The sequence below is a fragment of the Pseudomonas phoenicis genome (genome assembly GCF_047302395.1).
GTDB lineage: Bacteria > Pseudomonadota > Gammaproteobacteria > Pseudomonadales > Pseudomonadaceae > Aquipseudomonas.
The window spans coordinates 3,245,829-3,270,946 of the sequence record NZ_CP154852.1; the positions used below are offsets into that span (position 1 = coordinate 3,245,829).

Annotated in this window: 24 protein-coding genes; 8 read left to right on the forward strand and 16 right to left on the reverse strand. The window is 50.6% G+C overall.

Annotated elements, in window-relative coordinates:
- Positions 1–118: 118 nt before the first annotated feature.
- The 5 genes from AA0Z93_RS14555 to AA0Z93_RS14575 form a co-directional block, all read right to left on the reverse strand.
- Positions 119–625, reverse strand: a complete 507-nt coding sequence (locus tag AA0Z93_RS14555; protein ID WP_413048193.1) for an ABC-three component system middle component 5 — start codon at positions 623–625, stop codon at positions 119–121.
- Positions 619–1,191, reverse strand: a complete 573-nt coding sequence (locus tag AA0Z93_RS14560; RefSeq protein WP_413048192.1) for an ABC-three component system protein — start codon at positions 1,189–1,191, stop codon at positions 619–621. The genes AA0Z93_RS14555 and AA0Z93_RS14560 overlap by 7 nt, the downstream gene beginning before the upstream one ends.
- Positions 1,188–1,481 (reverse strand): hypothetical protein, encoded by a 294-nt coding sequence (locus tag AA0Z93_RS14565; RefSeq protein WP_413048191.1) that lies wholly within the window; start codon positions 1,479–1,481, stop codon positions 1,188–1,190. Before AA0Z93_RS14565 ends, AA0Z93_RS14560 begins: the two co-directional genes overlap by 4 nt.
- A gap of 335 nt (positions 1,482–1,816) precedes the next feature.
- Positions 1,817–3,142 carry a methylamine utilization protein MauJ gene (gene mauJ, locus AA0Z93_RS14570; RefSeq protein WP_413048190.1) on the reverse strand — a complete coding sequence of 442 codons (1,326 nt, stop codon included), beginning with the start codon at positions 3,140–3,142 and terminating at the stop codon, positions 1,817–1,819.
- A gap of 219 nt (positions 3,143–3,361) precedes the next feature.
- Positions 3,362–4,129 (reverse strand): hypothetical protein, encoded by a 768-nt coding sequence (locus AA0Z93_RS14575; RefSeq protein WP_413398532.1) that lies wholly within the window; start codon positions 4,127–4,129, stop codon positions 3,362–3,364.
- A 472-nt stretch (positions 4,130–4,601) separates the two neighbouring features.
- On the opposite strand from AA0Z93_RS14575, the gene AA0Z93_RS14580 reads away from it, so the two are divergent.
- The 5 genes from AA0Z93_RS14580 to AA0Z93_RS14600 all read left to right on the forward strand — a co-directional run bounded on the left by AA0Z93_RS14580 (position 4,602) and on the right by AA0Z93_RS14600 (position 8,450).
- A complete protein-coding gene (locus AA0Z93_RS14580) occupies positions 4,602–5,120 on the forward strand; it encodes a hypothetical protein (protein WP_413048188.1) in 519 nt (172 codons plus the stop codon).
- A complete protein-coding gene (locus AA0Z93_RS14585) occupies positions 5,110–5,505 on the forward strand; it encodes a hypothetical protein (protein ID WP_413048187.1) in 396 nt (131 codons plus the stop codon). The genes AA0Z93_RS14580 and AA0Z93_RS14585 overlap by 11 nt, the downstream gene beginning before the upstream one ends.
- An 82-nt stretch (positions 5,506–5,587) precedes the next feature.
- Positions 5,588–5,956: a histone-like nucleoid-structuring protein, MvaT/MvaU family gene (locus tag AA0Z93_RS14590; protein WP_413048186.1), complete on the forward strand. Its 369-nt coding sequence runs from the start codon at positions 5,588–5,590 to the stop codon at positions 5,954–5,956.
- Between the two features lie 506 nt (positions 5,957–6,462).
- A complete protein-coding gene (locus AA0Z93_RS14595; protein WP_413048185.1) occupies positions 6,463–7,722 on the forward strand; it encodes an AAA family ATPase in 1,260 nt (419 codons plus the stop codon).
- The gene (locus tag AA0Z93_RS14600) at positions 7,719–8,450 is read left to right on the forward strand and encodes an HNH endonuclease (RefSeq protein ID WP_413048184.1); all 732 of its coding nucleotides are present in this window, start codon (positions 7,719–7,721) and stop codon (positions 8,448–8,450) included. Before AA0Z93_RS14595 ends, AA0Z93_RS14600 begins: the two co-directional genes overlap by 4 nt.
- A 528-nt stretch (positions 8,451–8,978) precedes the next feature.
- Here the strand turns inward: AA0Z93_RS14600 and AA0Z93_RS14605 are convergent.
- The 6 genes from AA0Z93_RS14605 to AA0Z93_RS14630 all read right to left on the reverse strand — a co-directional run bounded on the left by AA0Z93_RS14605 (position 8,979) and on the right by AA0Z93_RS14630 (position 15,408).
- The gene (locus AA0Z93_RS14605; protein WP_413048183.1) at positions 8,979–9,581 is read right to left on the reverse strand and encodes a hypothetical protein; all 603 of its coding nucleotides are present in this window, start codon (positions 9,579–9,581) and stop codon (positions 8,979–8,981) included.
- A gap of 1,644 nt (positions 9,582–11,225) precedes the next feature.
- On the reverse strand, positions 11,226–12,236 hold the full coding sequence (locus tag AA0Z93_RS14610) for a metallophosphoesterase (RefSeq protein ID WP_413048182.1): 1,011 nt from the start codon (positions 12,234–12,236) through the stop codon (positions 11,226–11,228).
- A 251-nt stretch (positions 12,237–12,487) separates the two neighbouring features.
- Positions 12,488–12,820: a hypothetical protein gene (locus AA0Z93_RS14615; RefSeq protein WP_413048181.1), complete on the reverse strand. Its 333-nt coding sequence runs from the start codon at positions 12,818–12,820 to the stop codon at positions 12,488–12,490.
- 16 nt (positions 12,821–12,836) lie between these two features.
- Positions 12,837–13,463: a histidine phosphatase family protein gene (locus AA0Z93_RS14620; protein WP_413048180.1), complete on the reverse strand. Its 627-nt coding sequence runs from the start codon at positions 13,461–13,463 to the stop codon at positions 12,837–12,839.
- A gap of 440 nt (positions 13,464–13,903) precedes the next feature.
- Positions 13,904–14,656: an SIR2 family NAD-dependent protein deacylase gene (locus tag AA0Z93_RS14625; RefSeq protein ID WP_413048179.1), complete on the reverse strand. Its 753-nt coding sequence runs from the start codon at positions 14,654–14,656 to the stop codon at positions 13,904–13,906.
- 278 nt (positions 14,657–14,934) lie between these two features.
- The gene (locus AA0Z93_RS14630) at positions 14,935–15,408 is read right to left on the reverse strand and encodes a helix-turn-helix domain-containing protein (RefSeq protein ID WP_413048178.1); all 474 of its coding nucleotides are present in this window, start codon (positions 15,406–15,408) and stop codon (positions 14,935–14,937) included.
- 308 nt (positions 15,409–15,716) lie between these two features.
- Here AA0Z93_RS14630 and AA0Z93_RS14635 point away from each other — a divergent pair, with 308 nt between their 5' ends.
- Both AA0Z93_RS14635 and AA0Z93_RS14640 read left to right on the forward strand, forming a co-directional pair.
- The gene (locus AA0Z93_RS14635) at positions 15,717–16,355 is read left to right on the forward strand and encodes a hypothetical protein (protein WP_413048177.1); all 639 of its coding nucleotides are present in this window, start codon (positions 15,717–15,719) and stop codon (positions 16,353–16,355) included.
- Between the two features lie 196 nt (positions 16,356–16,551).
- Entirely contained in the window at positions 16,552–16,770 is a 219-nt protein-coding gene (locus AA0Z93_RS14640; RefSeq protein WP_413048176.1) for a hypothetical protein, read from the forward strand.
- Between the two features lie 1,552 nt (positions 16,771–18,322).
- On the opposite strand, the gene AA0Z93_RS14645 is transcribed toward AA0Z93_RS14640, so the two are convergent.
- From AA0Z93_RS14645 to AA0Z93_RS14660, 4 genes are read right to left on the reverse strand one after another with little or no spacing between them, the layout of a single operon-like run.
- Positions 18,323–18,715, reverse strand: coding sequence for a hypothetical protein (locus AA0Z93_RS14645; protein WP_413048175.1), 393 nt, complete (start codon positions 18,713–18,715; stop codon positions 18,323–18,325).
- On the reverse strand, positions 18,712–18,927 hold the full coding sequence (locus tag AA0Z93_RS14650) for a hypothetical protein (protein ID WP_413048174.1): 216 nt from the start codon (positions 18,925–18,927) through the stop codon (positions 18,712–18,714). The genes AA0Z93_RS14645 and AA0Z93_RS14650 overlap by 4 nt, the downstream gene beginning before the upstream one ends.
- Positions 18,924–20,852 carry an integrase gene (locus AA0Z93_RS14655; protein ID WP_413048173.1) on the reverse strand — a complete coding sequence of 643 codons (1,929 nt, stop codon included), beginning with the start codon at positions 20,850–20,852 and terminating at the stop codon, positions 18,924–18,926. Before AA0Z93_RS14655 ends, AA0Z93_RS14650 begins: the two co-directional genes overlap by 4 nt.
- The gene (locus AA0Z93_RS14660) at positions 20,849–22,288 is read right to left on the reverse strand and encodes an integrase (protein ID WP_413048172.1); all 1,440 of its coding nucleotides are present in this window, start codon (positions 22,286–22,288) and stop codon (positions 20,849–20,851) included. The genes AA0Z93_RS14655 and AA0Z93_RS14660 overlap by 4 nt, the downstream gene beginning before the upstream one ends.
- 225 nt (positions 22,289–22,513) lie before the next feature.
- On the opposite strand from AA0Z93_RS14660, the gene AA0Z93_RS14665 reads away from it, so the two are divergent.
- Complete coding sequence (locus AA0Z93_RS14665) at positions 22,514–22,717, forward strand: hypothetical protein (protein WP_413048171.1); 204 nt, start codon at positions 22,514–22,516, stop codon at positions 22,715–22,717.
- A 7-nt stretch (positions 22,718–22,724) separates the two neighbouring features.
- Here AA0Z93_RS14665 and AA0Z93_RS14670 read toward each other — a convergent pair whose 3' ends face one another.
- On the reverse strand, positions 22,725–24,146 hold the full coding sequence (locus AA0Z93_RS14670; RefSeq protein WP_413048170.1) for a site-specific integrase: 1,422 nt from the start codon (positions 24,144–24,146) through the stop codon (positions 22,725–22,727).
- Positions 24,147–25,118 lie beyond the last annotated feature (972 nt).

Genomic DNA, 25,118 nt, shown 5'->3' on the forward strand with positions numbered 1-25,118 from the left:
TGACTTTCCGACACTGTTAGCACCTCGGATTATATTGACGCCCTTGTGGAACACTGCGTCATATACCGCCTTGCCCGACCTGGTGATTATGAATCGGTTCACAAATAATGTTGAAGGCTTAGATGTCATAGATAAATTCCATTAGGCCGGAGCGAGATTTGAGTCCGTTCGATCCGTAAAAAGGTGCTTCTGGTAGAGCTTTTGTAATGACTATGAATGCGTCGCTCTTCAAAAACTCATCGGTTTCGAGGAGTGCAATATAACCGGGCGGCAAAGCGTCTGGTTCTAACTGCATGATGCCTTTGTCGAATTTGGATTTCGATAAACAACCTTTCGCAATAAGCTCGAGTGTTGCTGCCTTTTGGAAACTTTGGAGGTCAAAGAATGTGCGAGCGGGATTTGTCAAATCTTCGAACTGATCTTGAATGTTAGCAGTTTTTGATTTGTATTTTCCGATTTCCCTAGGCCACGGTTTTATCGCCTTAAGCTGGCTAGGGAACAAATAATAAAAATCAAGCATGCGAAACAGGGGCCAACTAATCGGCGTGCTACCAGTTGCATTGAGAATTGATACTGTTCTGTAAAGGCAGTGGTTTGCATCGAAGGCTGGGTGATACATCAGCATTTTGGCTTCTCCCAGATCAAGTGGCACTTCCCAGTGAGAAAATATAGCATCCCTGAAATCATGTATTGATCTATTGTGAAGTCTTCCGCCATAACCTCCCGGTAAATGGTATCGACAATACCGTTCAGGATTGCCCCATCGATAACATCATTAGGAACACCTTGTTTTATTAGTGGTCGAATCGATTCTTCGAAGCCAAAACTAATTTTTTGGAGAATGTAGAGAAAGATAGCCTGTCGTCTTCGATTGAGCTGGGACTTCATTAACCTCTTCGCAAAGGCATCTTTTCGCTCGATTGCTACCTCTAGCAAATCCTCACGGCCCCCGTTTTTGAGTTTTTGCTCCAGACCGATCATCGGAGACTGAGTTTTCTGGTTGGTAAAAAAATCCAGACGCTCGATAAAGTACACGAAATCTTCATCGTGCTCACTCAACTCCTGGATTCTTGCAAGTGCGCGAGTAATTGCAGTCGGATCTGCAGGAGGTAGGTTGATGACGTAGTTTGTATCATCACCCACACGCACGCCGCCCTGGATGCTGGAGCCCAAAATGCTTGCTTTATTCATTTGGGCGGGTTGTTTGTGTCGTTGCCCGCCCGAACTGAACCATGAACCGTGGAACCTTTGATGGTGACGGTATTGTTTCCAGAGCGTCCTTTCGTGCCGGCATTAATCAATGCCACGCATAACGCGAAGGTCATGACCACCAGAAGGCACATCAGAGCGAACAGCTCGGTATGCGTCAAATTCTCGATGTAAGGTGAGGAGATGATTTGCGGATAAACCGTGTACCCCAACAGGCCGGCTAGCGCCGCACTGCCGCAATACTTGACGGCGCTTTTCCAAAATTCGTCCATGATGAACCCGAGCTGGTAGTCAAAACGCTATCATCATGTATCCGAGGGCCTTCGTAAAGGCACGGAACCGTGAACTCACGCAATCGGATGCGAACCGATGGCGTTAGCCTTTCCTTTGACGTGGAGCCGCCTGCATACGGGGCTTGTTTTGGTTTAGATCGACGTATCTGAGGTAATTCACGCAGTCCCGGCATCAGACTAGAGGGCTGTGAGGGATCCAGCGTGACGCCAGTTTTTGAGGGGCGACGTCTGTGGTCGGGGGTATCAAGAATGCGCTGAGGCAAGCGTGATCATGTGAAAGGGCTTCACCACCCAGGATCGCGGCAGTGTAGCGTTCAACCATCTTCAGGGGGCATCCCCTCCAATGACGCTTTGAGCCCGTCAATGATCTGACGATGCCCCGTCAAATCTGGCATTGCGTTGAAGAGCATGAAAGGCTCTGATTTACCTAAGCGCTGTTGAAGATTTGAAGACCAGATTTCCACCGACGCATTACAGTACAAGGCGAATTTAAACTCCTGAAGGGAGAGTTCCGACTGGATGTCACTTCTGCTATCACGCCTCTCATTTAGTAAGCCACAACCGGCGAGAGGATCAATTAGAAGACGCTCGTTTCTGAAATCCATCCAGAAAATAAACGCCACTCGACCGTTGGCCGACTCCAGACGAACACCTACCTTTCCGTTATCCATGCCAGCGGATACAAGGCGCATATTTCCAAGGGGAGCGCATGACTTTCCTTTGCGTGCGAGTACGTAAAACTCATCAGGAATTTCGCATTGCCGGTTCGGAGCCAGCTCACCCCGCTTCAGGCCGTCCAACTGCTCTTGGTCAAACAGGGCACGAAATCCTTCGAGCTCATACAGGTGCTCGCGTTCATATGCCCATCGTGGCTGCACCCCAAGACGCTCCTCCATAGCAAGCTCAGCAAGATGTCTCATCAGTGGCTTGTCCATGTGAATCCGTTGGTGATCATCCGGGTCATCAGGATCTACGATATCGTCGCGTTCGGCATGGGCGATAGCATGGCGGCCTTGTGTTGCTAGGTAGTCGGAAATGTCGGTGCCAAGAGCCTGCAACTCATCACGACGGGCAATTGAGTCTCTTTCCGTTAATACCGGGAGGGCTTGCTGGATCCACGGCCCTCGTTCTCGGCCAACAGGTAAAGAGCGGGCAAACGCTTTGTAGAATCCGAGAAACGAGTAGAAGGGATTACCGAGTGACAGCCCTTCGCGATAGTAGGCCATTGCTTTGCGGGCTTCATCGCTTTGAGGGGAATGGAGGTTTTCGTCAGAAAAAAACTCGGTAAAGGCATTGTTGCGAAGCATGCCTACTCGATGTGGATGGCTACCACCACCCCACATGACGATCTCTACTTTCGCACCCTCACGCCAGGCAATTGCAGTCGCCAGGCGCATCACTGCAGCTCGCCCCTCATTGACAGTCATGCCTTGACCATTAACTCGAAGCGCGATTGCAGGGAGGCTCCGATGCTGCCCTTCAGATATAGCTGGCTGCAGCAGAAACTCTAGCGCCTCAAAGTTTATCAGTTGAGCCCTATTCGGCCAGAAAACCTGGGTTTCCAGCCCGCCAACCACCCATTCACCTCGCTGGGCCTGATATTGCTCTGCTTGTTCGAATGGATCATCGGTCGCCAGCATTGTGAATGCTCCTACGGTTTGGCGGTTACAGGGGGCAACCTCAGTTTATATTGGTTGTCGATGCAAGCGTGACCGGAAGCCTAGCTATGTAAGACCGGCACCTGCAGAACATTGGATCATGTCGGCCCATGGGAAGATGGAAGTCTCTTAGCCAAGACGCATGCAAGGGCGAGCGGCTTGGTTTACGCCCCATGCTCGTAAGGCGTGCCCCATTCCGGTTTAACCGGCCACTTGGTGGGCCATCGGAGCGAACGTAAGCGCCAGATCGCCCGTCCAGGCTGACATCGCAACCATTACCTCGCTACCATCTACAAGAGCGATGTCACACGTGCTCGAGACTGTTTCGCTGATGGCCGAAACTTCGCTAATCAACGTAAGCATGTAGGTGACCACCACCTCTCTCAGCTGATCAGTAGAAAGCGATTTGATTGATGCAGTTACCACATCCTGTAGCTTGGCCTGCAGCTCCTGCGCTTGCTCCAAGGAAAAACCGCCGGGGAAGCACATCACTCGGCCCACATCTAAGCGCCTCAGCGAATCAGCTCCGTGCTGCTGGTGGTAATAGACGAACCGAGTAACCGATTGATCGTCCACTACAGTTGGATACGTAAACATCCAGGAGGTTTCGGCTAGATCAGCTTGAAGGCGAGGATTTTCAGCATGGAGCTTGGAGAACGAGTCGCGGGTACGTAGGATCAAGTCCAAGACATCATCAGGGCTCTTGAAACCATGATCTCTGACAAAGGACTTGACTGGCTCTAGCATCGCCATTGAGCCCGCACCAGTGATGACGCCAATTTTAGTCCTAACGATCTTTTCCTCGTTGTCACCGCAGGGGATTTTCACCCCGTCCTGGTTGATTTCGGTGACACGTTTGTCCGCAGCGATGATGACCTCATCACCTAGATGAGCAACCAAAATACAAGTCATGGCTTCTCTCTCTGAAAATGAGGCAGGCAGGCTGAAGGCGCGATTATGAAAGCGCATCGACTGAGGACATGGCATGGTTCACTGTAGCCGACCCATCAAGGCGCCTACTATTCAATATGGTTTTTAGAGCGCCTTCAGCAGGCTCTCAAGCGTCTGATGCTCCCACATGCTAAGCAGCGCTATAGGGTCAGTCCCGTATCGATCTCCCGAGTCGGACGACCAGCGCCGTCCATCCGAGCTCACGCACGCTTCGCAGTAATCAAGCTCATCACAGTCGTTGAATATCGTGATGCTCCATCCCTCGACGTCGACCACGAACATCCCTGCATAGAGCTCCTCCCACGTCTGATGGCTTGCTCTAACCATCACGCGCCGGCCAAACGCGACCTCGCGCAATACGTGGCAAATTTCCCTGGCCGTGAGAGCAGGCATAGACTCGTCAGGGCAATCGGTTGAAGTCATAAAATAGACCAGCTGGCGTTGATCGTTTTGCCAAAGGTACACCGGGATGCATGAATCAGGTGCTCACATGGAGGAGAAGGTGAAGCTATTTTTGGACTGCGGGTTCACTCAGCTCAACCGAGATACGAAGCTGATTTCCCTGGCACTCGTGTCCGAAGCCGGCCACGAATACTACGTCGAGTTCACAGACACATACGTGACTCAAGACTGCAGCGACTTTGTAACTCAAAATGTCCTGCCACAGCTCAACCTGGCTGCGCACGGGCAAACCTTGGTCGAAGCCCAATCCTCCTTGCTTGCTTTCCTGAGTGGTCTGAAAGGCCCCCTCGAGGTTTGCTCCAATGCTCCAGAATGGGATTGGGATTTTTTCTGCGAGCTGGCCTACGTTAACAACCGTTGGCCAGCTCACTTCGCTAATCGCGCAACCAATCTGATCCTGCTGTTCAGGCATCTCGAAGCGGATGATATCGGCGACGTGGTGCTGCCAGAACTTCCACACCATGCATTGTTAAATGCTCGTCTCCTGGCCGACCTTTATCGTCGGCTGGCAACGGGTTCCAATCGAGGCATTGGACATGGTCGATAATCTTCGTTCGCGCGAGTCTGTCAGGCGCAAAGCGCTCTGGACACTGTCGCACCTGATACCGGGTGATCCGAAGTCTGCCGCGATTGTGGATGTTCTCGACGACATCGAAGGCCAGGAGCGCGTCGACCTCAACCATAGTCATCCAAGTCTCGATTTGGATACTGTCCGCAAGGCAGTTCAGATTGAGCGCCATAGCTCCGGGATCAACATTGTGCGCGAGGCCAGCATTCCACAGCCGTGGCGTGAGCGTTTTCTGCAAGCGAGCATTGGGTCGACGCGCTTGAACGTAGGCCCGTACCCTCATGATTGGGAAAAATTTCTGGCTCAATGGCAGGTTGAAATGCGGCACCTCGACGCACACCGGGCTGCTAGGGGAGCACGTTAGCGTTAAGCATCCGGCACACCTTCGATTGTGTACCTTGGATGGCGATGACTATACTGCCATCACTAAATATCTGAGGTGTTACATGTCCCGTCTCGCTGAATTTCGCGCGCTTGAACAGCAGCTTGCTGCCCAGTTGGCAGAGCTTGAAACACTGAAAAACGATGATGGCCTGAAGCGTGAGATCCAGTTCGAGCAGAAGCTTCGTGATCTGCTGGGTGAGTATGGTTACAGCTTGCGCAACATTGTCGCCATCCTGGATCCCCAGTCCAATAGCCGCCGCGCTCCAGCTGTTGCTGAGGCTAAGAGCACCCGCAAAGCCCGCACAGTCAAGGTTTACAAAAACCCTCATTCAGGTGAAGTGGTTGAGACCAAGGGTGGCAATCACAAAGTGCTGAAGGAATGGAAAGCCGAACACGGTTCCGACACAGTCGAGAGCTGGCTGGCCCAGTAAAATCTCTTGAGTACAAATGGAGGGCCCACCGGGGCCCTTTTTTATGGGCCAAGCTGTGGTCTCGGCTGATCAGTGCTGGAACCCACCGACTTAGGGCCCTAAGTGTCGGTCAATAGACTCTTTTGAAAACGGAGGTCGTGCAGAGTAATTCAGCCCTTTTGGTTATTTCTCACTAGGTGCCCGGTAGCGCGCAGGCAACCTAGTCGGGGCCCTGACACACCCTGAACGCAAGCGGGGCGTTCGCAAGCGAAAAAATCCTTGAGCAATAAAAATTCACAATCCTGGCGGGCGAATCGTCTCGCCGAAATAAGAACAGTTCTGATGGATCATTTGATAGCTGGCTAAACATGTCCTAGCAATCATTATTGATTTTTTGGCCTGTCGTCAGGCAATATCTTCTGCACCACTTAGCCTGCGATTGGGTAGCTAAGTAGGCTAGCACCTTATTCAGATTGCATTCGATCACAGGCGCTATAGACTATAAATGATTTGAATTGGAATAAGGCATGGAGCTAGATTTGGATTACTCTTCAGGTGAATTGGTTCAATCAATCCTTAATAGAATTGAAGACTCAACAGCTCGTAAAGGCAAAGGAAAGTTCACATATATTATTGGAAATAATGGCTCGGGAAAAAGTAGAGTCCTTGGTGCCCTATCTGAAAAATTAGAGTCTAAGCAGCCACGAAGCATAGTTGCCTGTATTGCCAGTTCTATTCATGATCGATTTCAATACGGCGATCACGGAAATGTAAAATATATGGGTGCCCGGAATGCAAGAAATGCTGTGTTTTTAACAGCTATCGAGCGGGATCTCAGCCGCTACATACTCCAAGCCATGCTGATTGATAGGGCGCTATTCAAAGTGCTCTGCGAATCCGTTAATTTAGAAATTACGTTCTCTATAGGTGAAAAGTCAGTCGCGTATTTGCAACCAAGCTTTAATGAGGAACTGCGGGATGCAATCCGGTTACGCAGCAAAGCGGAGGAACTTGGTTTGCTACGCGCGAGACCATTAGGAATGCTTAACAGAATAGCTCAAGGTAACGGACGTTTCGATCAGTTGTCTTCGGCGCAAATGCCAGCATTAATTGTATATCTCGACGCGAATATTGAAATAAAACTAAAAATTAAAAATAAACGCGGCTTAGTTACGGAGTTTGAGGGTCTAAGCACTGGTGAGCAAAATCGCCTGCTTATGTTTGCCAAAATACTTAGTGTGATGGAGGAGCGCACGGTTTTTTTAATAGACGAGCCGGAGCTAAGTTTGCACTTGCATTGGCAAATGGAATTTCACAAAACCATACTGAAGATATTGTCGAGACTCGACAGGTTTCATGTTGTTATTGCAACTCACTCTCCTATTATGATCAGCGAAGGAGTGCGCACAGACGGTAATCCCGATAATGTCGTTGCCGTATTGGATGCTCGGGTTGATGGTGGGGTAAAGGCAAGCTCAAAAGAAAATTATAATAAAGGTGTGTCGTATGAATTCTATAGTTTTGTGAAGGTTGCAAGTCATGAGCAGTTGGTGTTACGGCAGTTCCATACTTCACCGTATCAGACTCGGGAAGTGAGCGTGGAGATTGCTGATACCGTGCTTGATTACGCCGAAGGCGCAACTGAACGAGCCGAAGCGATAAAACTGTTGCGCAGCTTGAGCTCTGCAATGGGATTATCCGAGCAAGCTGAAAAGCAGATCCAGGCCGCTATTAAGTTTGTACAGAAAGGTTTAACTAAATCAATCAAGGATAAGATTTCAATATGAAATCTCTTTGTGTAGACGGCGACGAAGAAAATCATCTGCAAAAGCTTATTGATCTGATAAGAAGCAAGGATATGGACGGAGGTGAGGCTTGGTCGGCTTTTTCCGCACCTGCAGCTTCAAAGACCTTCAAAAGAGGGGAGGCTGATTCTAGGACATTTGATTTTAGTCCGGTTGAGCGAGCAACATATAAAAACCTTAGGCAGCGCGTACAAAATCATCTATTCAATAAATGTGCTGGATCTTGCGCATATTGCCGTCGCCCTGTTGGACATTATGGCTGGGCGTGGCATATAGAGCACGTTCTTCCGAAGTCAAAGCACTCGTCACTTACCTTCTCACTTGACAATCTGACGGTTGGATGCGTGCATTGTAATCAATGGAAAGGCGCTCGGATTGATAGATATCTGGTAGGCAAGATACTGCCGATAATTAATCCATCACTTCCAGGTTTTATTTACTCTGCTCATCTCACGTACGTACAGATTAGCACCGACTCACTTAGCTTTGCAAAATATTCACATTGTTCGCCTGAAGGGGCTAAGACTTACAAAGAACTTTCATTCGAGATGCTTGAAAGGTCTTACGCTATTAATGGGATGCATCCACCTTTAGCATCTTTGCATGAAAAAATTGAAAGAGCTATCGGAGTTGGACTTTCAGCGGTTGAGGGACAAGGTCTAGCAGAGCTGCTATTTGAGCTAAAAAAAAGTATATACAAACTCAATTAGCTGGTGGTTGGTCGCATATTGCCAGTGTTCTACAAAAGAAAGTGTGTGGCCTTCCACTATGGAACCGAGCTATGTGCTTGAATTCTCATGGCGGAGGGACATAGTATAAGTTTATTTCTCCACTAGATCTTTGTACATTTCTCTTGCGTTTAGGATCTGATCCCTGAGCTCTTCAGGATCAATCCTCACACCGCCACGAGGAGTTACCTGCAATGGTTTCAGGGAGTTGGCTGCTTTAATGAACGCTCGCTCTTCCGTCTGAATCCATTGAGGACGCTTGTCTTTCCAAAAGAGCCATGCCATTTCGCCTTACCTCACTTCTCGATGGATAGGAGCTAGTATCTGGTAGCTGCAGGAGATGTCCAATCTACGTGGTGACTTCGACATCCTGCAAGTGGAGCGCGCAGACCAGGAGGGTCGAAGGGCATGAGGATGGAAGCCTGAAGGGCCAAGACCTGTCGTAGACAGGGCTTGGTTAACGACAGCCGTCCCTGCTAGGGCATGCCACGACAACCGCAGCGTCGAATACTACCTCAAGGCGCGTTGTTCAAATGACCGAGGCACAACGCCCTGTGTGCAAAGATCATACGTTTTTCGCAATGCTGCCTCGTCGCCAGAGGACACCCTCGCGTGGGTAAAGATCGTCGACAAAAAACGCTTCCGTTCGCCATTGCCGAGTTCAGACCAGACCCTTGGCTGACCTTGTGCATCCGGCACCCCAAGCTGGTCTAAGAAATACCGCTCCAAGCTGTGAAGCCGTTGCTGACCGTCGACCAGAATCTCGCTGTTCTCCGCCAATGCCCTACCAGTGCTCGCCGGCTCCGACCAGTCGTTTGTAAGGTAGCTTCCCAGGTCTCCCCCTGACCACACAGCAGTAATGAAACGAGCCTGCTGGCCAACGTTCCACTTCACGCCGCGCATCCAGGTTGGTACAGGCATGCCCATGACAAATCGTTCAGCCCACGGAAATCTCTCACAAGCGGATGAGGGGTCTACCAGATACTTTTCCCAGTGACCTACCAGAACATCAATTGGATAATGACTGACGGTTGTAGCCAGAACTCGCTGCGGCATCTGGATGCGTAATTCAGACGGTACGTCATCGGCATAGCGTTGAAAAGTAGAGGTCATAGTTCTCACTGGTGGCTAAAAATTGGTGGGGATGCTGGAGTTACTACGGGCGCATCGCCAAGCGTCGACAGTCTCGATGATCAACAAATCTCGGTCGATGGAAATCCCGATCTGGCCGCTATCCACAAGCGCGTGTGCATAGCCTTCAACATAGGCTGCAGCCTTATCGAACTCGGATGTGCAGGTAGAAGATTTGATGTTGTTGATGAGCCGCACCCATGCGCGGTGCTGGCGGTTGCCTTGTAGCGTGCAAGGGAACGATATGGCGCCGCTGAGACGATCTACGAAGGGATCACTAGGAATGGTCAAAGCCGTTGCTCAAAGGGATACATACTTATGAAAAACGGTTGGTTCTGAAAAACCTTGAGCATGTGCGGAAGATTTCTTCTGCAAGGGCGGCACTGCAGGTTACAGGCTCGTAACCAAGTCCTTAAGCAAGAAGTTCCAGGGCAGATGTGTAGGCGAGGGGGCTTGAGCCGCACCACTGCTTTTGTAGGTCTTTGGCAATCTTTTTCAGGCCACTAGGGCGGAGGGGGTCGTTCGGATGTACTGGTACGCGCATTGGCAGTTCTCCAATAACGTCGAGGCGTCGGCTGCCCGCTGACTGTTGTCGAAATGCGTGCGATGAGAAGGGTGTAGCAAACCTGTGGCACTGAGGCCTTCGCGAGCCGACCGCCCGATCCAGATACATCGGTGGGTGAAAACTATCACGTCGATCTTCGACCTGTCCACCAGACCGGGGCCTGTGGCCGAGATGGCTGCTGAGGCCTGCTGCGGTAGCACGCGGACATCGTCTCGACGAAAAAAAAGCACGCACTTTCAGCGATCTACCCAGACGATTATTTCTCGCTCGCAATGGAGAAGGCGGACATCTTGGTATGTCATGAAGCGCCGAGTTGTCACCCGTACGGCTACTCGGAGATCGATGAGCTTGCCCAGGCTATGGGAGCGAAGATGGTCGTGCATGGGTACCACCATGACCGCCTGGACTACAGATCAGATTGACCCAGGCTCGGTTTTGAGGCTTACGGTGTGTCGTTCAGAGCGATCATGGCCATCACTGGCGAATCCGTTACGTGATAGCCGGCTGCGAGCCGATTTGAGGTTAACCAATGCTGGTATTTCTGCGAGCGCAGACAGTGACGCCCCCACCTTGGATTAATGCTGATCTAGTTTCTAGAGTTCGCAATCTCGGCGGCCCGTGCAACCTTGACTGCCTTGATTATAGATTCAGCGTCCATCGCATGATCATGTGCTGGAGCCGGGTAGCCGGCTGCCGCAAGGGCCGCTGCCCGGCGCTCAACCTCTAGCCTCTCCGGGTCTCTGGTTTTTTGAAACTGCATGTTCCCTCCCGCAAATGGTCACGTAGGTGATTCACCGTTCCTTACTTATTGCGCCTACCTCTTTGAGGTATCGCGAGTGATCATGCGCGATCTGATCAAGCATGGCCTGGTTGAGGAAGTCAGGTCGCTTCCGGTTTTGTTTCTGCTCGTATGCGGCAGTGGCCTCCTTGCTCTTCGTATTTTTTTCGTCTGAGGTCATCGGTGCGGCCTTGGATGGATTTACGGTCAGTTTATGTACTGCAACTTGGCAGTCTATCTCTTGAGCAAGATAAGCATCAGGCATTGTTCGGCACATTTTCCATCATTCATATCCGGAACCAAATAGCCGTGTGAGCAATTCCCCTGCGGGCGTGCCGGTGTACCTTGTCTGCAGCTCCTCCTGCTTAGCCACACGGCGTTCTCCGGACAGCAAGCTCAATCCGTGCAGGGCATTCATCAGCTGCTGCATGCCGGTGATATCGTCAGCCAGTGTAAGCCAGATAGAAGTGATCTGCTGCGCACGTGCCTCGGCATCACGGCTGGCGATCTGCGACTCGATAAGCTTGTTCACACTCAGCAGTGTCTTGAGTGACGTCAGCGACTGCTCAAGCTCGTTCAGTTGCTCACCGAGGCGCTCTGCCTGGTCGAGCCCTGAGGCTTTACCATCCACGTAAACGACGTCGTCCCGCACCGAGTAGATCGCCAGAGGGCCATCCCCACCGCCAGTGACATCTAGGGCAAGGACATTCCCGAGGCGCAGAGAACGCGGAATCCAGGTGTGCCCGACACAGACACGCCAGGCACCCGGAACACCGCCGCGATGGTGCTTTTTGATGCGCTCACGACCCCACAGCGCGACATCCTGAAATTGGGGGTCATCAAGGCCCTGGGTGAAATCATCCCAGGTCAATCCGACTGGCACATCAGCGTGTACTACACCGACCACGCCCTGAGCCGTCTCCACCTCAATAGCCAGCGGCAAGCTATCCAGCTTGTCGATAACCATGGGCTTGGACTCGTCATCAATCGTGAGCCACCACCGGGCGCCATGAGCGGAGTAGGGCAGGTGTGGGTTAGCTCGATAGGCGTCGATGAGCATCTGCTCGTGGTTGCCCCGCACTGTGAAGAACCAGGGTTCACCCAGCAGCTTCAGCCCATCCAGCATGCCTGGCCCACGGTCGATGAGATCCCCCACAGCTATCAGCCGGTCGACAGATTTTTCAAAACCGATAGCTTGCAGGGCTTTATGAAGCTCTCGGGTTTTGAAGTGGATGTCACCCACGATGAAGTCGCGGCCCGCATGATTCTGTTGGAGTTTAAGCAGATGGGGCATGAGCTACGAACGCTCCAAAATTCAGCTTGGAAGACCGCAAGATTTTACCTGATGGTGATACGCATATGGTTGATGTAGATGCCGATGCTGAGGAAGCGACCTCAAACGAGCTGATGCCTATGACCCGCGAGCGGCAAGCGGAGCGCGCAGACCAGGAGGGTTGGAGGTGCGAGGATGGAAGCCCGTAGGGCCGAGCCACGCAGTGGCTTGGTTTACGACAGCCGTCCCCAACGAGGCGCGCCACTGAGCTGCTAGAGTGCTTTTAACATTCGCTCCAGGCTCTGATGCTCCCAGGTCGACAGCAGCGCAATCGGATCTGTACGAGCACCAGGGTCGAAATCCCATCGCTGCCCATCGGGGCTCACCGCATGCTCGCAGTAATCGAGCTCATCGCAGTCGTTGTAAATCGAGATACGCCATCCCTCCGCATCCACCTCAAAGTGGCAGGCGTAGACCTCGTCCCACGTCTGTGCGCCCACCTTTGTCATATGTCGACGTCCAAGCACGACTTCGCGCAGCACGTGGCTGACCTCACGTGCTGTGAGCTCGTTTGATGAACTATCGTCGGAGTCGTCGAGTTCCATGTTGCCAGGCCTGCTCTCAAAAATTTCGTCTACTGAATATCCAAGCTGCATCACCATGGCACCGCGATAAGGAGAAACCGCCTCCGTTCGGGATGTGATTAGCTATCTCGTACTCTCGCCAGTCAGCCATGGCACGGCCATCGAGAAGCTGAGGTCTGACCTCTAATAGCCAAGCGACTGCGTTTAGGAACTGCCCGTGGGAAAACATGACGATTTCAGTGGCTGAATGCTGAGCGAGTCGATTCAAACAGGCCCGCGCTCGAGCGACGAAATCCAGGAAGGATTCTGCGCCGCATCCGTCGCGATGGGCGGGGGCGGCTCTCAGCCAGTATTCATCCACCCAGCCCTTCCGCTGAGCGACCGTGGTGTCGATGCAGCGAGTAGGTTCCAGATACGTAAACTCTTGGATCGGCCATGTCTCAACGGGCGTCCTAGGGAACACAGCGGCTGTCGCCAAGGCGGTGGCCTGCGCTCGTGTGAAGGGTGAGGCGACAATGAGGTCAGGAACAATCGAAAATGAACTGGCTACCCTCTGTGCCTGATGCAAGCCGAGGGCGGTCAAAGGGATGCTTTCATGATCACGGCTCGGATGGCCTGCGTTCGCAGCACTCTGCCCATGTCGAACAAACCTGACTTGTTGCATTGATGATCGTCCTTGCTTGAATAAATTCTTGCTGACTCGCCTGTGCCAGGCTTGCCAGATGCAGATTCTGACCTTGGTCAGTCTTGCTTGCCAGGAGACCCTGGACGCGAGGAGCTCATACGCGCTGGGCGAGACGTAAAGCAGGCGAAATCCGATCAGACGAGAATGCCCTCAAAGCAAGGAAAGCGGTTACTGCCGCCAAGGGTGCCCCGTCTGGTGGACTGACGGCAGCCCGGACTATAAACCTCACAAGGTCATCAACACGCCCTACGCGGAATGGTTCGCTTCGCTGACCTTGCCGGGCTAGAAGGAGGTTCAGCGAGGCGCGCCGTATTGAAACTGGCGCGAAGCTAAGCTACCGTCTGGAGACATATCGAACAGCCTGGGAGCATCTGATGACTATCATCTGTCGCGAAGAAGACTGGATCTAGATCCTCGCATCAGGGGAACGCACGGCAGAGAAGGGTCGGTAGCATGCGTGATGCTGACCCCTCCAAGAAGTGCTCTCGGCTGCTGACATCGAACCGCACCTGATTGACGTGGACGACCGTTGCGCCATTCCCCAGGGCGCGAAGGGGTAGCTCGGCTGCTGGGTAAACCATCCCTGAAGTCCCGACCGATAGAAAAAAATCGCAAGCCTCTACTGCTTCAAGGGCGTCGTTCCAAGCTTGCTCAGGCAACATCTCTCCAAACCAGACTACTCCCGGACGAATAGACCCATTGCATGCGCTGCATGCCGGCGGTTCCAGCCGAGCCCCACCTTCGGGAAGGGTATCGAAGGGGAGGGCAAGCGTATGGGTTAGCCCACAGTCGATACACCTGGGGGAGTTCAGACTGCCGTGTAGGTGGATCACCTCAAGGCTCCCAGCACGCTCGTGTAAATCATCGACGTTTTGCGTGACGACAGTGAGCTTTGGCACATGTTTGACAAGGTCAGCGATTGCACGGTGCGCGTCGTTCGGCTGAGCAAGCTCTACTTTCCTCCGGCGCCACTCATACCAGCCCCAACAGAGGGACGGGTCTGCACGATAAGCTTCAGGGGTCGCTAACTGAGCGGGATCGAATCGTTCCCAAAGTCCAGTCAAAGCATCTCTGAAGGTCGGGATCCCGCTCTCAGCTGACGCGCCCGCCCCAGTGAACACCACTACATGTTTCGCTTCGCGCAGGCTGCGTGCTGCAGCATCCATAGTCATGGTTATTTCCTGGAGGGCAGGCGTAATGGGCAAAAGGTAAAAACCGCCAGAAAGCGTTGCAGAGGTGCTGCTCGAGGTTTCCGGTTGTTGTGAGCGGGCTTTAGGCGTGCTCATCAACAGGTCATTTTCTCGGCTGAGTGTCTGGTGCCGGACATATACCCTGTAAGGGTATGTGAGGAAGCATATCCACCTCAAGTGCTGACGAGTCTGACCAGGGCTCATCTGTCTCACCTGCATACCCAGCCCAGAACCAGCAATGCGACTAAGCCCCGTCCTCCTTAACCTTCAGCGTTCCAGTATTTGCGAACCGTGCTGTCAGCGATCTCGAGCTTCTCAGCGATGGTCTTCTTGTCCAAACCCAAGGCCTTGAGCTCTCGGATGGCGTCTGCGTTTCGAGGCTGCTTGGGCTTACCTTGCCGGCGCTTCACGAGCTTCCCATCCGCAAACTGCTCAGTGACCAGCTCCCAGCCTCCGTTTGCTTCGAACTCTCTCGTGCGAAGGACAGCATCCTCAAGAACTACTGACGGGTTCAGGCCGGTCTGTGTTGCGATAGCTAGCGCCACTACCGTAAGCAGATCGAGACCCAGGTGCTCGGCTATCTCCTCAAGCTTTTCAAGCGTCGGATTGGCTCGAGCTTGCTCAAGCATGCCGACGTACGTGCGGTGAGTCGCTCCAGCTAGCTCTTCATAGCTCAAACCCTGGTGAGCTCGCGCTCCGCGCAGAACCCCGGCTAATGCTTCTTTAAGCTGCATGGAGCCATCCCCAAAAATCGAGGATAGAGCCATGCATTGCCCGTTTCGATAAACTGAGCATGCTGATATTATTGTGGCATGTGGCGTGCTTGAGGGGCCGTTGGCTGCTCGCTTTGCTGGATGCAAGGGGACGCCTGTAGAAGGGCTGACGCACCTGGAGTGGCTCACGGGCTCAAAAACCAAGGTGGATACTGATCTTTGGGCGTGGGCTGATGGTTGCGCTTGGCTTGGAGGGATGACCATACCTGTACGCAGCCACGGTTGATCATCTATCAAACATCTGGGGAAGACAGCACACGGATGGGGCTGTGAGTAGCCTCGAATCAAGAGGAGCCAAATGTCTTCTGCTGCCTGAATTTTACCGGAATATTTTGACAGGAGTTAAATTTAGTATGTTTGTTGACTGTTTGAAAATGTCGGGCAACCTTGATGACATTCGCGTGTTTAAAGAAAAAAGCGACGGTGTTGAAGTCATCCTGAAAATCGATGGCGTGATAGTGCCCAATATTGAAGTTCCAATGGCGCTATTCGAGGAGCTGGATAAAGGTAGTCGCTATGAACTCTATGGTATATACAAAAAATCAAAAGATAAGACAAAAAACAAAGGCATTATTTACGCGATAAAGCCGCAGGATGGGAACATGCGGACGGTCACGAAGCTGCGATTTGGGGTGCCCTTGATGATATCTGTCAGTGCAGCCATTGCTGCTGTAATGGCTTACGTTCTAACTTGGGTCGTCGCAATCCTGCCCATGTCTAAGAATGCCCCAAGTATCAGCGAAGCGTTCGTGGACATTCATCATCTTGCACTATGGATTGGCGCTCTACCTATCGTATTTTTCGCACTCTGTGCATGGAATTTCCTCCGTAAGACTGGAAATCTTGAGGAGTGGCCGACGACAGCGCCGAGCGTGGTAGTAGAGCGCTTTAGCAAGCTTCACAAGTAAGAGAGGAAGGCGGCTTCACCATCGCCGTCCTCGCTGTATTCCTCCGCTGTGCCAGGGGGCGTCGTCCAGGCAAGCGGAGCGCGCAGGCGCGAGGATGGACGCCCGGAGGGCCGAGACGCCGCCATGGCGAGCGGCTCGGTTTACGACAGCCGGCCCGCAAGGGCGCGCCCGACCACGAGAGTTTTTTGGAGATCCCATGGCCAGAGACGCCAAGGACACTGTGTATTGCAACATCCAAATGCCCATCGGCCAAGGCCGAGAGCTCTTGGAGCTGATAGCAAAGCTCCGCTCCTCTGGTGCTCACGCATCGCTTGACTCGGTCTTGAAAGAGGCTGAAGGCGAGTTGGAGATGTCTATCGAATATGTTGAAGGGATGCTTGCCGGCGAAGGCGGGCTCGGTTGCAGGCCTCACTAGGGGTCGACACGATGTCCATCGACGACGGTCTGAAGCTTCGCGAGTCGGCACGGCGGAAAGCGCTGTGGGCGCTCGCTGATTTCAAGCCTGGTGATCCACGCGCCGCTGATTCCCTAGCCATCCTAGATGACATCGACCGACACGAGCTACGCAGCTCAGTCCCATCGGTATCGGCCACCCTGCGACCAGGTGGTAGTTTAATCGTGTGTGATGCAGATATCCCCCAACCGTGGAGAGAGCGGTTTCAGTGTGCGAGCAGAGGCTCAACACGCCTGATCGAAGGCGCGTATTACCGTGACTGGAAGAAATTTGTACGCGAGTGGCAAAGGGAAATGGCCCACCTTGAACTTCACAGGTATTCACGTGTTATGGGGTAAGGAGGAATAGTACACGACGTGTACTTTTGAACCTACTCATCCCACATGCCGAACATGAATACCTACGGCGTCGTTGTCAGCTTGAACGACAAGCATTCATTGCATGTGGAGGGAGTAGGGTGTTCTAGCCTGGTACTCATAGGTTGCGCTTGCTGACCGCAGGTGCCCAGGTAAACCCGTCTTTGAGGACACTATAAGGGTATCCAAACATCCGACTGTTTTCAACTCACATTCCTAGGTCTAGTTCAAGCTTCCAACCTCTGAGGCGGCGCGACGAAAATCCTAGAATAAAGAGCGTCTCAAATAGAGCCTCGTTAAAGTCATTCCATTCGCTATCGAGTGGGGGCAAGCAGTCCATAGGCCACTGCTTCTTGATCAAATCGCGCAACATTCCGCTGAGAATGTAGCAAGGGTCGCTGATAGAGCCTTGTGGGCATTCGAATTGAAGCGTCTCTTTCCCAGTGACGAAATACACGCTCCGGTTGAGCAGAGCTGAGACAGTAGGCTTTGCGAGGATGGGGGAAAAAACGTCTCTAATGACTGCCTCTGACAGATGGAGAGATGATAGCTCCCACACTTCTTGAATCAGTTCATGCCTCCATCCCTTTGTTTTGCCTGACCACACGATTGCCTCGCTGATCACCTTGGTGGTAATGAATGGCTTCCGTTTACCGCCCATTACAAAGCTCCTTTGGTTTTTTTCTTCATATGCCTGGATCGCGGACTCTAGGCAGGTATGCCATGTCAACTTATTGCTAGTAATGGCCTTTACGGTATTACCCCGCACAGCACGGCTACCTTGCAGCCCGTACTGACAGGTGATGCTCGATGAAAATCGCTCTGCAGCTATCACAGAACAAACGCCTTTATCAGAGACCAGGAGCTCGTACCGAACCGCCGATGCGTGATCCAGGCGCCTCCATGCGTACCGCTCCATGATTATTCCAGTAGCCCCCATTGGCAGAGGATGCTCAGTCTGCGGGGCACTATCATGCTGCCTAGCAAAGCTCAGGATCGCTCCCTGACCTCTTCAGGATCCATCGAAATGCCACCCTGATCGGTCACATAGAAGTTTTTCAATCTGTTGACAGCGTCTATGAAGAGTCGCTCTCGCTTCCTCTCCCAATCACTCCGTTGATCCGGCCAGAAAAAATTTAGGATCTTATTGAGGGTATTCATTTCTCTTCAGTCCCTCGGTTGGATTTCTTTCGGCTGGCAATGTTAGTCACGTTGCTCATGGCCGAAAGGTCTTTCTCCAACTCGTCAATCTGCGAGATAAGCATCAGTTCCCTGGCCAAACTCTCGTGGTAGAGATCTTTGAAGAGCTTCTCAGCACCCTTGTTGGGCTTCGCACTACCTTCTTTTTTTTGTACTGCAGCAGCAGCCTTGATTTTCTCGCGGAGATCATCGAAACACTCACGATCTTTTCTGATGGAGCCTTTGCCGCGTCCAGCTTCCAACGCTACGTTGTCATTATTGATCTTACTGCCTGGTGGTAAGATTTTTGGCTTGTTTTCAATCAGTCGTTGCAGGGCTGCTTCATATTGAAGAATGACATCGGAAATCATGGGTTCATGTCATCCATGTGGATTTGAGAATACTGTGATTGAATTTTGTGGATGCATCCAGCACCAGGGTCTTTTTTCTTCATGGCAGCTTTCCCTCGCCATGCTGCTTTAGTTACATCGTCGCAGCTGATTTTCACGCCAGATGAGGTAGGCTGACTACCACTCAGTCGCTGGGAAGTAGTCTTATAATGTTCAATAATATTTAAACTCATGCGACCACCTTGGAGATTTTTTTTTTAAAGAACTGCAACATGCTGAGTTTGGTTTTTTCTGTATTGTGGGCAAACGTACCCTCGGGAATACTCTCGATGATTTTGATTTGAATTAAAATGGTCTGGTCGAGCTTTTTTTCCTTGATGCAGGCGCTACTGCAGTCTATGCAGCTAACAAAGTTATGGTGCGCTCGCTCCTTGCACTCTCCAACCTTGAAGCAACCACCAAGAATAGTTTCTTTGTAGGAGAGTAGTCCCTGTTTGACCTTTTTCAATGTTTCGGCAAAATTGGTGGCGATGTTGCCGAGGAACGACTCTTTAACATTGCGCTCATAAAAAGTGCCTGCGGCACCATGAATGGTTGCTTCCTCCATAATGACGTCTTTCAGGAATAGGCTAGACTCAGCTGGAATCGCTTGTTCTTTAAAGTATCTAGCAATCTCAGGATTTACGTCTTCAAAAAGGAATTTTGCTGTAGCAAACCCCTTGGTGTAATAGAGTGACATTTGGAGTAACGTGTGCTGTAACATTCGTTTCAAAGATGGGAGCGATACGAGGCCGCTTTGCGCGGCGTAAACCGCCATTGACCGCCTAAACTGATGAGTGGTTAAATTCCAATGCTGACCTGGCTGGAATTCTTCTTTTGAGTGCCACTCCCTGAGGGGGTCTAGCATCAGAAGCTCATTGTAATCTTCAGCTGTGATGACGCTAGCAGGAAAGCTCGGCTCGAAATTCAGAGGATTTAGAGAGGCTTGAACCAGCTTCGTGGATTTGGAGCTTTTATTATATTGATTGGACGTGGGTAGATATGAAACTGACAGGAACAAATATTTATTCGTGGCAATATGATTTGGCATGAATTCCTTGATGAGCTTTGTAATTTTCATTGCCATTTTATAAGGGAAGAGAATATCAGCTGAAGTCACCCATTGGGCGGGGCGGGGTTCCTTAGTCAGCTTCAGCGTTAACCCATGCACAGTGTAGGTATCGGCTGAAACTTTTTTGACGCATGACTCTTTCAGTAAGTATGCTTCACTTTCTCGCATTGCCGTGAAGACATGAATGAGCATTTTTGCTGCGTAATAACAGCGGTTGAGATAGTTGCCAATATTCGATAGTTGGTTGAAGCCGTATTTTTCACTGAGTTGGGTTAGTCCGCACTCATCAATAGCTTGGTGAAAAGGCACATTGGGGCGTAGCGGGTCTGAGGAAATTTTTTTCATTCTCCCATAAAAAGGGTTGGCGGCAACCCTGAGGTTCAGTTCTCTTATTTTGTTTGCATAGGATTTATATTCTTCAAGTAAGCTGTTGTAGTTAGATATTTTTTGGAAGAGTATGCGTCCAGGTATCACTGGGTGCTGCTCAGATTCATCCTCGGATTCTTTTATAAGTTGTTCTAACAGCCTGATTGCGAGAGGAGATACGGAGTGAATGCTGTCTTCGAGCAGCTTATTTAGGAGGGTTTGCAAAAGTCTAAGGTTGATCCGGGAGTCGATATGTCGAATGTATTCACCCATCTCGATTGGGTCGTCAAAAAGATCTGATAGGCTCAAGCGCTTCTGTTTTGCGAAGCTATACAGCTTCCGAAGCATTCCCAGGTTTGCCATTACCGAGTCGTGGCTTGGAAAAGAACCGGTTCTTTTTGAGGGTCGAAAAATTTGTGTGCAGATGATTGTCTTGGCCAGGTTTAAACTTTCAATCTCGACCTCGGTATGAGCATGAAATTTAGCGAAACATACCGCCGAAGATTTAATGTGATGGTTGCTGAGCTGAGGGGTATGCCACTTGGTGTCACTGAGAAGTGAAAGAATGTATCCCTGGTCATCCCTGCTGATAATTGTGTTGCCATTAATTTCGCTCACGGGCATGCCAAGGTATGCTTCATTATACGTGGTTGAGGCATGTTTCACTGTTTTTTGTTTCACGCTAATGCTCCTATTCGCACCAAGTTATCAATTAATGCGCTCCAATAGTCTGACAAAGCTTCTTTGGTGAACACCTCCTCTTCTACCTGGTCGATAGCAGCACTGAACTCTTTTGAGGTGGTGCGAAGCTTTTGAATGATGAGCTCGATTTGTTGAAGGGTTGGCCCATTCAGGGTGTCGTACTCCACGGTTGAGGTAGATTGATGGCGTATTTCATACAAAAAATACTTAAGGCTGAGAAGCTTTCGTACATCGTTTTTTGTGGCATGTGCCACGAACTTTTCGCAGAAAAGGCAAGTAATGAAATTGGCGCAGTCTGGTTCGCTTATGGGATGTTGAATATCAATAAGAGCTATTGCATTGCCAGGTTCGATGCAATGCCCGGAGGGCATGCTTTCGTGCTTTCTTTTCTTGAGCGTTTCAGAGAACAGGTTGTAATAAGCGCTGATCTCTTTCGTGGCTACTTCGTCAGCCGCAGTAGAATAAGCCTTGGAAATCGTGCCAAGGTTGCTTTGCATGATTTGGCTTGCAACAACAATACCAAATTTACTGAGGAGGTAGTTGTATTTATAGAGCCGGAATTGTCGGTAGCTGAGGAATGGGAAGCCACTATCAAAATACATCCGCATGGCATCGCCTAGTTTTCTTAAGGCGTTGGCGCTCAGTGGTTTCCAGCGGTTGTGCATCAGGACGGGAAGCTGGATGAACAGTGAGTTCAGTGGCCTGTCTCTGGTTATGTGTGATCTCAGCTCCAAATAACGCTTAAAGTTCTTCACGAAGCTAGTTGCGATTGTGAAGCTTTGTATTTTTCTTCCGGCTCGCCATTTTATTGTCCGAAATCCCTGAACGCTGGGCACAATTTCGTATTCGTCAGTTAACCATTCCAAGTCCCTGATCTGCTGTTCATTCATGCCTGTATTGGCAGTGAACATAAGTAGGAAGCAGTCATGCGCCCACTTACCTAGGCGGTGCCTGTATGGCGTTAGCGCTTGAGGAGAGCGGTTCTCTTCGGATAAGACCGCAAGCGCCTTGTTGTAAATTTTCACACGATGTTTTGGTTGCTGTTCTTTGAGGGTGCCAGTTTCATAGCACCATATTCCGGTACTCACCTCTGGTGGCGAAAAGTTTAGTGGGTGACATAAGTAGAGGTGTGGAATAACCCACAATTTCTCATTCAAGATCTTAGCTTGAAATGGATATTTCGCAGCATTTAAAATGGCGTCTGTGAATTCGTTAAATACGTCGGTGCACAGAGCTAGGCTATGAGCAATAGCTTGCTCCGTCGGTACTTCTGTTTCATTTCTAATTCTATTTACTGGAACTTTTGGAAGTGCCGGCTTGAAATTGTTAACTGAGTGCGGGAAAAGTCGATGGATTACATTGAGCGGGCAGGTCTGCTTAAGAATTGCCGTATGGTAGGCCCACTTGCCCGCCATGTGAGTGTCGTACACGTATCTTGAGTATGCTGAGTACGCTTGGTAGTAAATAATGTCACTATCCAGTAAGTCAGGATAACCGTTATCATAAGCCCAGCATAGGAACTGATTGAAATCCCTTGCACTAGACATGAATGTCCTCTGACTAATAGCCCCGGTCTTGACGTCAGTAGCAATGTCTCTTGCCCAGCCATCAAGGGCAGAGCATTTGTTAAGGTTCAGTTCATGCTCTTGGCAGTTGTAAAGGGACGTGCTTCCGATCCGGTATCGATTTATGAAGCAGTGGGAGCCGACGTGAAATACTTCTTCGTCTTTGGTCGCGAAAGCGATCTGATGGATGCCAACCTCATCTATCTTAGCGTTAATTTCCAAGAGGGAGAGTTTGTCCAGATCGAGCACGGTAATCTCGGAAATATTCCGCAGATATGACTTAGTCTTAACCGTGTACATAATTTTCCGATATCTTCTGCAGGTGCTGCTCGAACATTGTCTGTGCCTGAAATATCATTTGTTTATCTTCACGGAAGCTGAGATATCTTCGGGTGGTAGAGATGTCTGCATGCCCCATGCGTTGTTGGACTTTGCCTAAGGCTCTCGTGTGTGCCACAGAGTCTGAGCTTAAGCCTTTGATTTTTTCTTCTAGAAGGTTCATGCCAAAACTGGCTCTCAAGTTGTGAAACCGGAATTTGAACGGGGATTCAGTTTTGTCTAGTGCAGGTTGAATTTTTTCTGAAATGAACTTCCGTACAGAATTTCCTTCCTGGATCGGCTGCGCTTGTCCTCTCCTCATGTCTCCTTTAGCTATGTGGAATGGGTTGCCATGTGAAGTTAAGAATACGTATTGCGCGCCATCTGTCGGCTGTCCCGCTTTAGCGACTCTGCGTTTGTAGCGCTCGGAATTGATGTATGTATAGATAAGGTTATTTAGCCAGGCTGGAATGTAGATTTTCATTTTTTTGTTGTTTTTGTTGTCAATATTAGTACGGCGGCCAATATTGATGGCTACCTCGCAGCCTTTTATTGTTCCAGGATTTGCTATGTCAGAAATTCTTAAGGTGTATGTTGCAAGAGCGCGCGCGCCGCTAGTTAACGCTACTAAAAAGCTCAGGATCATCTCTGTGTTTTGAGTTTCTAAGAGGATCTTTACGGCTGTGCGCTGCTGCTCTTCGCTATATGGGTATAACTTACCACCATCTACGATGTACTCACCTGTATTGATCTCTTGTGATTGTTTTATATTAAGATCGGTTGTAATTACGTCCTTACCGCTACTAAACCCCTGCGGGTTGCTGAAGCGTACGTATCGTTTTTTTTCAACCCAGAGAGCTTGCGTGGGATGGTAATCGTATCGGCTTTTCATCCATCGATAAAAGTTAACGACAGAACTAATGCGTGAATTTGCAGTAGATACCGCAAGTAGGTTGCCATTTATTCTGTCTTCAAGTTCGGCCCTGTAGTAGTAGGTCGGCCGAAGACTTCTGTGCAATGGAGTAGAAAGGTAGTCTATTTGATCAATAGCTAAGGTATTGAGGTAATCAACTAATCCTTTTGCATACGTTTTAAGCGTCTGGTCGGAAGGAGGGCTGTACTCAGAAGCGCGTGATAGCAAATAAAGAGAACCGTGGTGCCATATTGAGCCGTCTGGCCTCAAAATGACGGGGACATTTCTTAATTCATACTTACCCGAGCCGCTTTTATACGGCTGGATGACATATTTGCCTTGGATAATAGCCACTGCACCAGGGAGATCATCAGATGCCGCTGTCTCAGCCTTGAATACGGAGATGCGTGGCAGTACGACATATCTGTACTTCCGGTATGGGGTTGGACGCGGTTTTCGGTTTACTACTGCTGGCATGTGCAGACGAGCTGAGTGGGACTGAGGTAGGGGATTTAAGGTTCTAGGGCAGCCACTGTCAAGCATCATCCAAAGTATGCTAAAAGTGTACTCTTAAACTGTTGCTGTGAGGTATTTGATAATATTTGCTTAATTGACAATCTGTTTTTTCTTATTAGGATTTCTCTGTTTTTTTTGTGGAGAATCTCGCAGGCGTGATGTCTCTAGGCGTTGCGTCAGTTGGCGGGTGGGATTGTGATAAGAGGTGATGCAGTTGTGTGGGGCTATACCGCAGTAAGTATCCTATAAAAATAGTATTAGTGGGCGTGGGCGTTTTCTTATTTCCATACTTTGATCACCTGATCAGCGGTCAGCTAGTAGGTTCCTAGAGGGTATAGCTCTGAGACGAAATCTTCATGGTGAGGGCCTGCGGCTGTGGGCCGGCCACGAGACGGAGTAGCCCTGCCTACCAGAGGACACTGCAACGCTCACTCACGTTACTGCTCGCGCCCTTTGGGAGCAGCTTGTGGTTATCAAGCGGAAGTCCCGATGCGTGTGCGCCGGTGGCGGCGAAGCGCAGAGTGAGTTGGCTGCGCTCATTTTCGAGCGACGCAGTGATGATTTATCTAGGGAACTCGCAAAGCTTGCTTGAAACCGACTCACACAGCATGCGCCTCACCCTAACGATAGAAATGGACATTCAGCCTGCGCACCGCGCCAGGCTCACCACGTCCCTTTTGGTTACCTAGTGGAGGGCCTACGAGTCACTCTGATTTTTTCTTGAGCGTAAGCGCTAGCACCATACACGGGAGGAGATCCGACTAAGGTGACCTGAAATGCGTTGGAGCACGCACCGATCTGATGGGTTTTTTTAGTGACTGATAGAGAAGGGAGTCGATGATTGTGACCCGATGTCGGGCCATCAGTGCTCCTTCCTGATGAAATGAAGGAGGTGGGTAATTGCTGCTTTGTTAGTGAAAATCCCTAGAGACG

Bases quoted from the DNA above. Each gene is read 5' to 3' on its own strand.
- AA0Z93_RS14615 (WP_413048181.1), bottom strand. From the start codon at position 12,820: ATGGAACTCGACGACTCCGACGATAGTTCATCAAACGAGCTCACAGCA.
- AA0Z93_RS14645 (WP_413048175.1), bottom strand. From the start codon at position 18,715: ATGATTTCCGATGTCATTCTTCAATATGAAGCAGCCCTGCAACGACTG.
- AA0Z93_RS14595 (WP_413048185.1), top strand. From the start codon at position 6,463: ATGGAGCTAGATTTGGATTACTCTTCAGGTGAATTGGTTCAATCAATC.
- AA0Z93_RS14610 (WP_413048182.1), bottom strand. From the start codon at position 12,236: ATGCCCCATCTGCTTAAACTCCAACAGAATCATGCGGGCCGCGACTTC.
- AA0Z93_RS14590 (WP_413048186.1), top strand. From the start codon at position 5,588: ATGTCCCGTCTCGCTGAATTTCGCGCGCTTGAACAGCAGCTTGCTGCC.
- AA0Z93_RS14605 (WP_413048183.1), bottom strand. From the start codon at position 9,581: ATGACCTCTACTTTTCAACGCTATGCCGATGACGTACCGTCTGAATTA.
- mauJ (WP_413048190.1), bottom strand. From the start codon at position 3,142: ATGCTGGCGACCGATGATCCATTCGAACAAGCAGAGCAATATCAGGCC.
- AA0Z93_RS14670 (WP_413048170.1), bottom strand. From the start codon at position 24,146: ATGCCAGCAGTAGTAAACCGAAAACCGCGTCCAACCCCATACCGGAAG.
- AA0Z93_RS14650 (WP_413048174.1), bottom strand. From the start codon at position 18,927: ATGAGTTTAAATATTATTGAACATTATAAGACTACTTCCCAGCGACTG.
- AA0Z93_RS14620 (WP_413048180.1), bottom strand. From the start codon at position 13,463: ATGCAACAAGTCAGGTTTGTTCGACATGGGCAGAGTGCTGCGAACGCA.
- AA0Z93_RS14565 (WP_413048191.1), bottom strand. From the start codon at position 1,481: ATGGACGAATTTTGGAAAAGCGCCGTCAAGTATTGCGGCAGTGCGGCG.
- AA0Z93_RS14575 (WP_413398532.1), bottom strand. From the start codon at position 4,129: ATGCGCTTTCATAATCGCGCCTTCAGCCTGCCTGCCTCATTTTCAGAG.
- AA0Z93_RS14580 (WP_413048188.1), top strand. From the start codon at position 4,602: ATGGAGGAGAAGGTGAAGCTATTTTTGGACTGCGGGTTCACTCAGCTC.
- AA0Z93_RS14560 (WP_413048192.1), bottom strand. From the start codon at position 1,191: ATGAATAAAGCAAGCATTTTGGGCTCCAGCATCCAGGGCGGCGTGCGT.
- AA0Z93_RS14630 (WP_413048178.1), bottom strand. From the start codon at position 15,408: ATGCAGCTTAAAGAAGCATTAGCCGGGGTTCTGCGCGGAGCGCGAGCT.
- AA0Z93_RS14625 (WP_413048179.1), bottom strand. From the start codon at position 14,656: ATGACTATGGATGCTGCAGCACGCAGCCTGCGCGAAGCGAAACATGTA.
- AA0Z93_RS14640 (WP_413048176.1), top strand. From the start codon at position 16,552: ATGGCCAGAGACGCCAAGGACACTGTGTATTGCAACATCCAAATGCCC.
- AA0Z93_RS14665 (WP_413048171.1), top strand. From the start codon at position 22,514: ATGCTCTTGGCAGTTGTAAAGGGACGTGCTTCCGATCCGGTATCGATT.
- AA0Z93_RS14660 (WP_413048172.1), bottom strand. From the start codon at position 22,288: ATGGCGGGCAAGTGGGCCTACCATACGGCAATTCTTAAGCAGACCTGC.
- AA0Z93_RS14600 (WP_413048184.1), top strand. From the start codon at position 7,719: ATGAAATCTCTTTGTGTAGACGGCGACGAAGAAAATCATCTGCAAAAG.
- AA0Z93_RS14555 (WP_413048193.1), bottom strand. From the start codon at position 625: ATGCTGATGTATCACCCAGCCTTCGATGCAAACCACTGCCTTTACAGA.
- AA0Z93_RS14585 (WP_413048187.1), top strand. From the start codon at position 5,110: ATGGTCGATAATCTTCGTTCGCGCGAGTCTGTCAGGCGCAAAGCGCTC.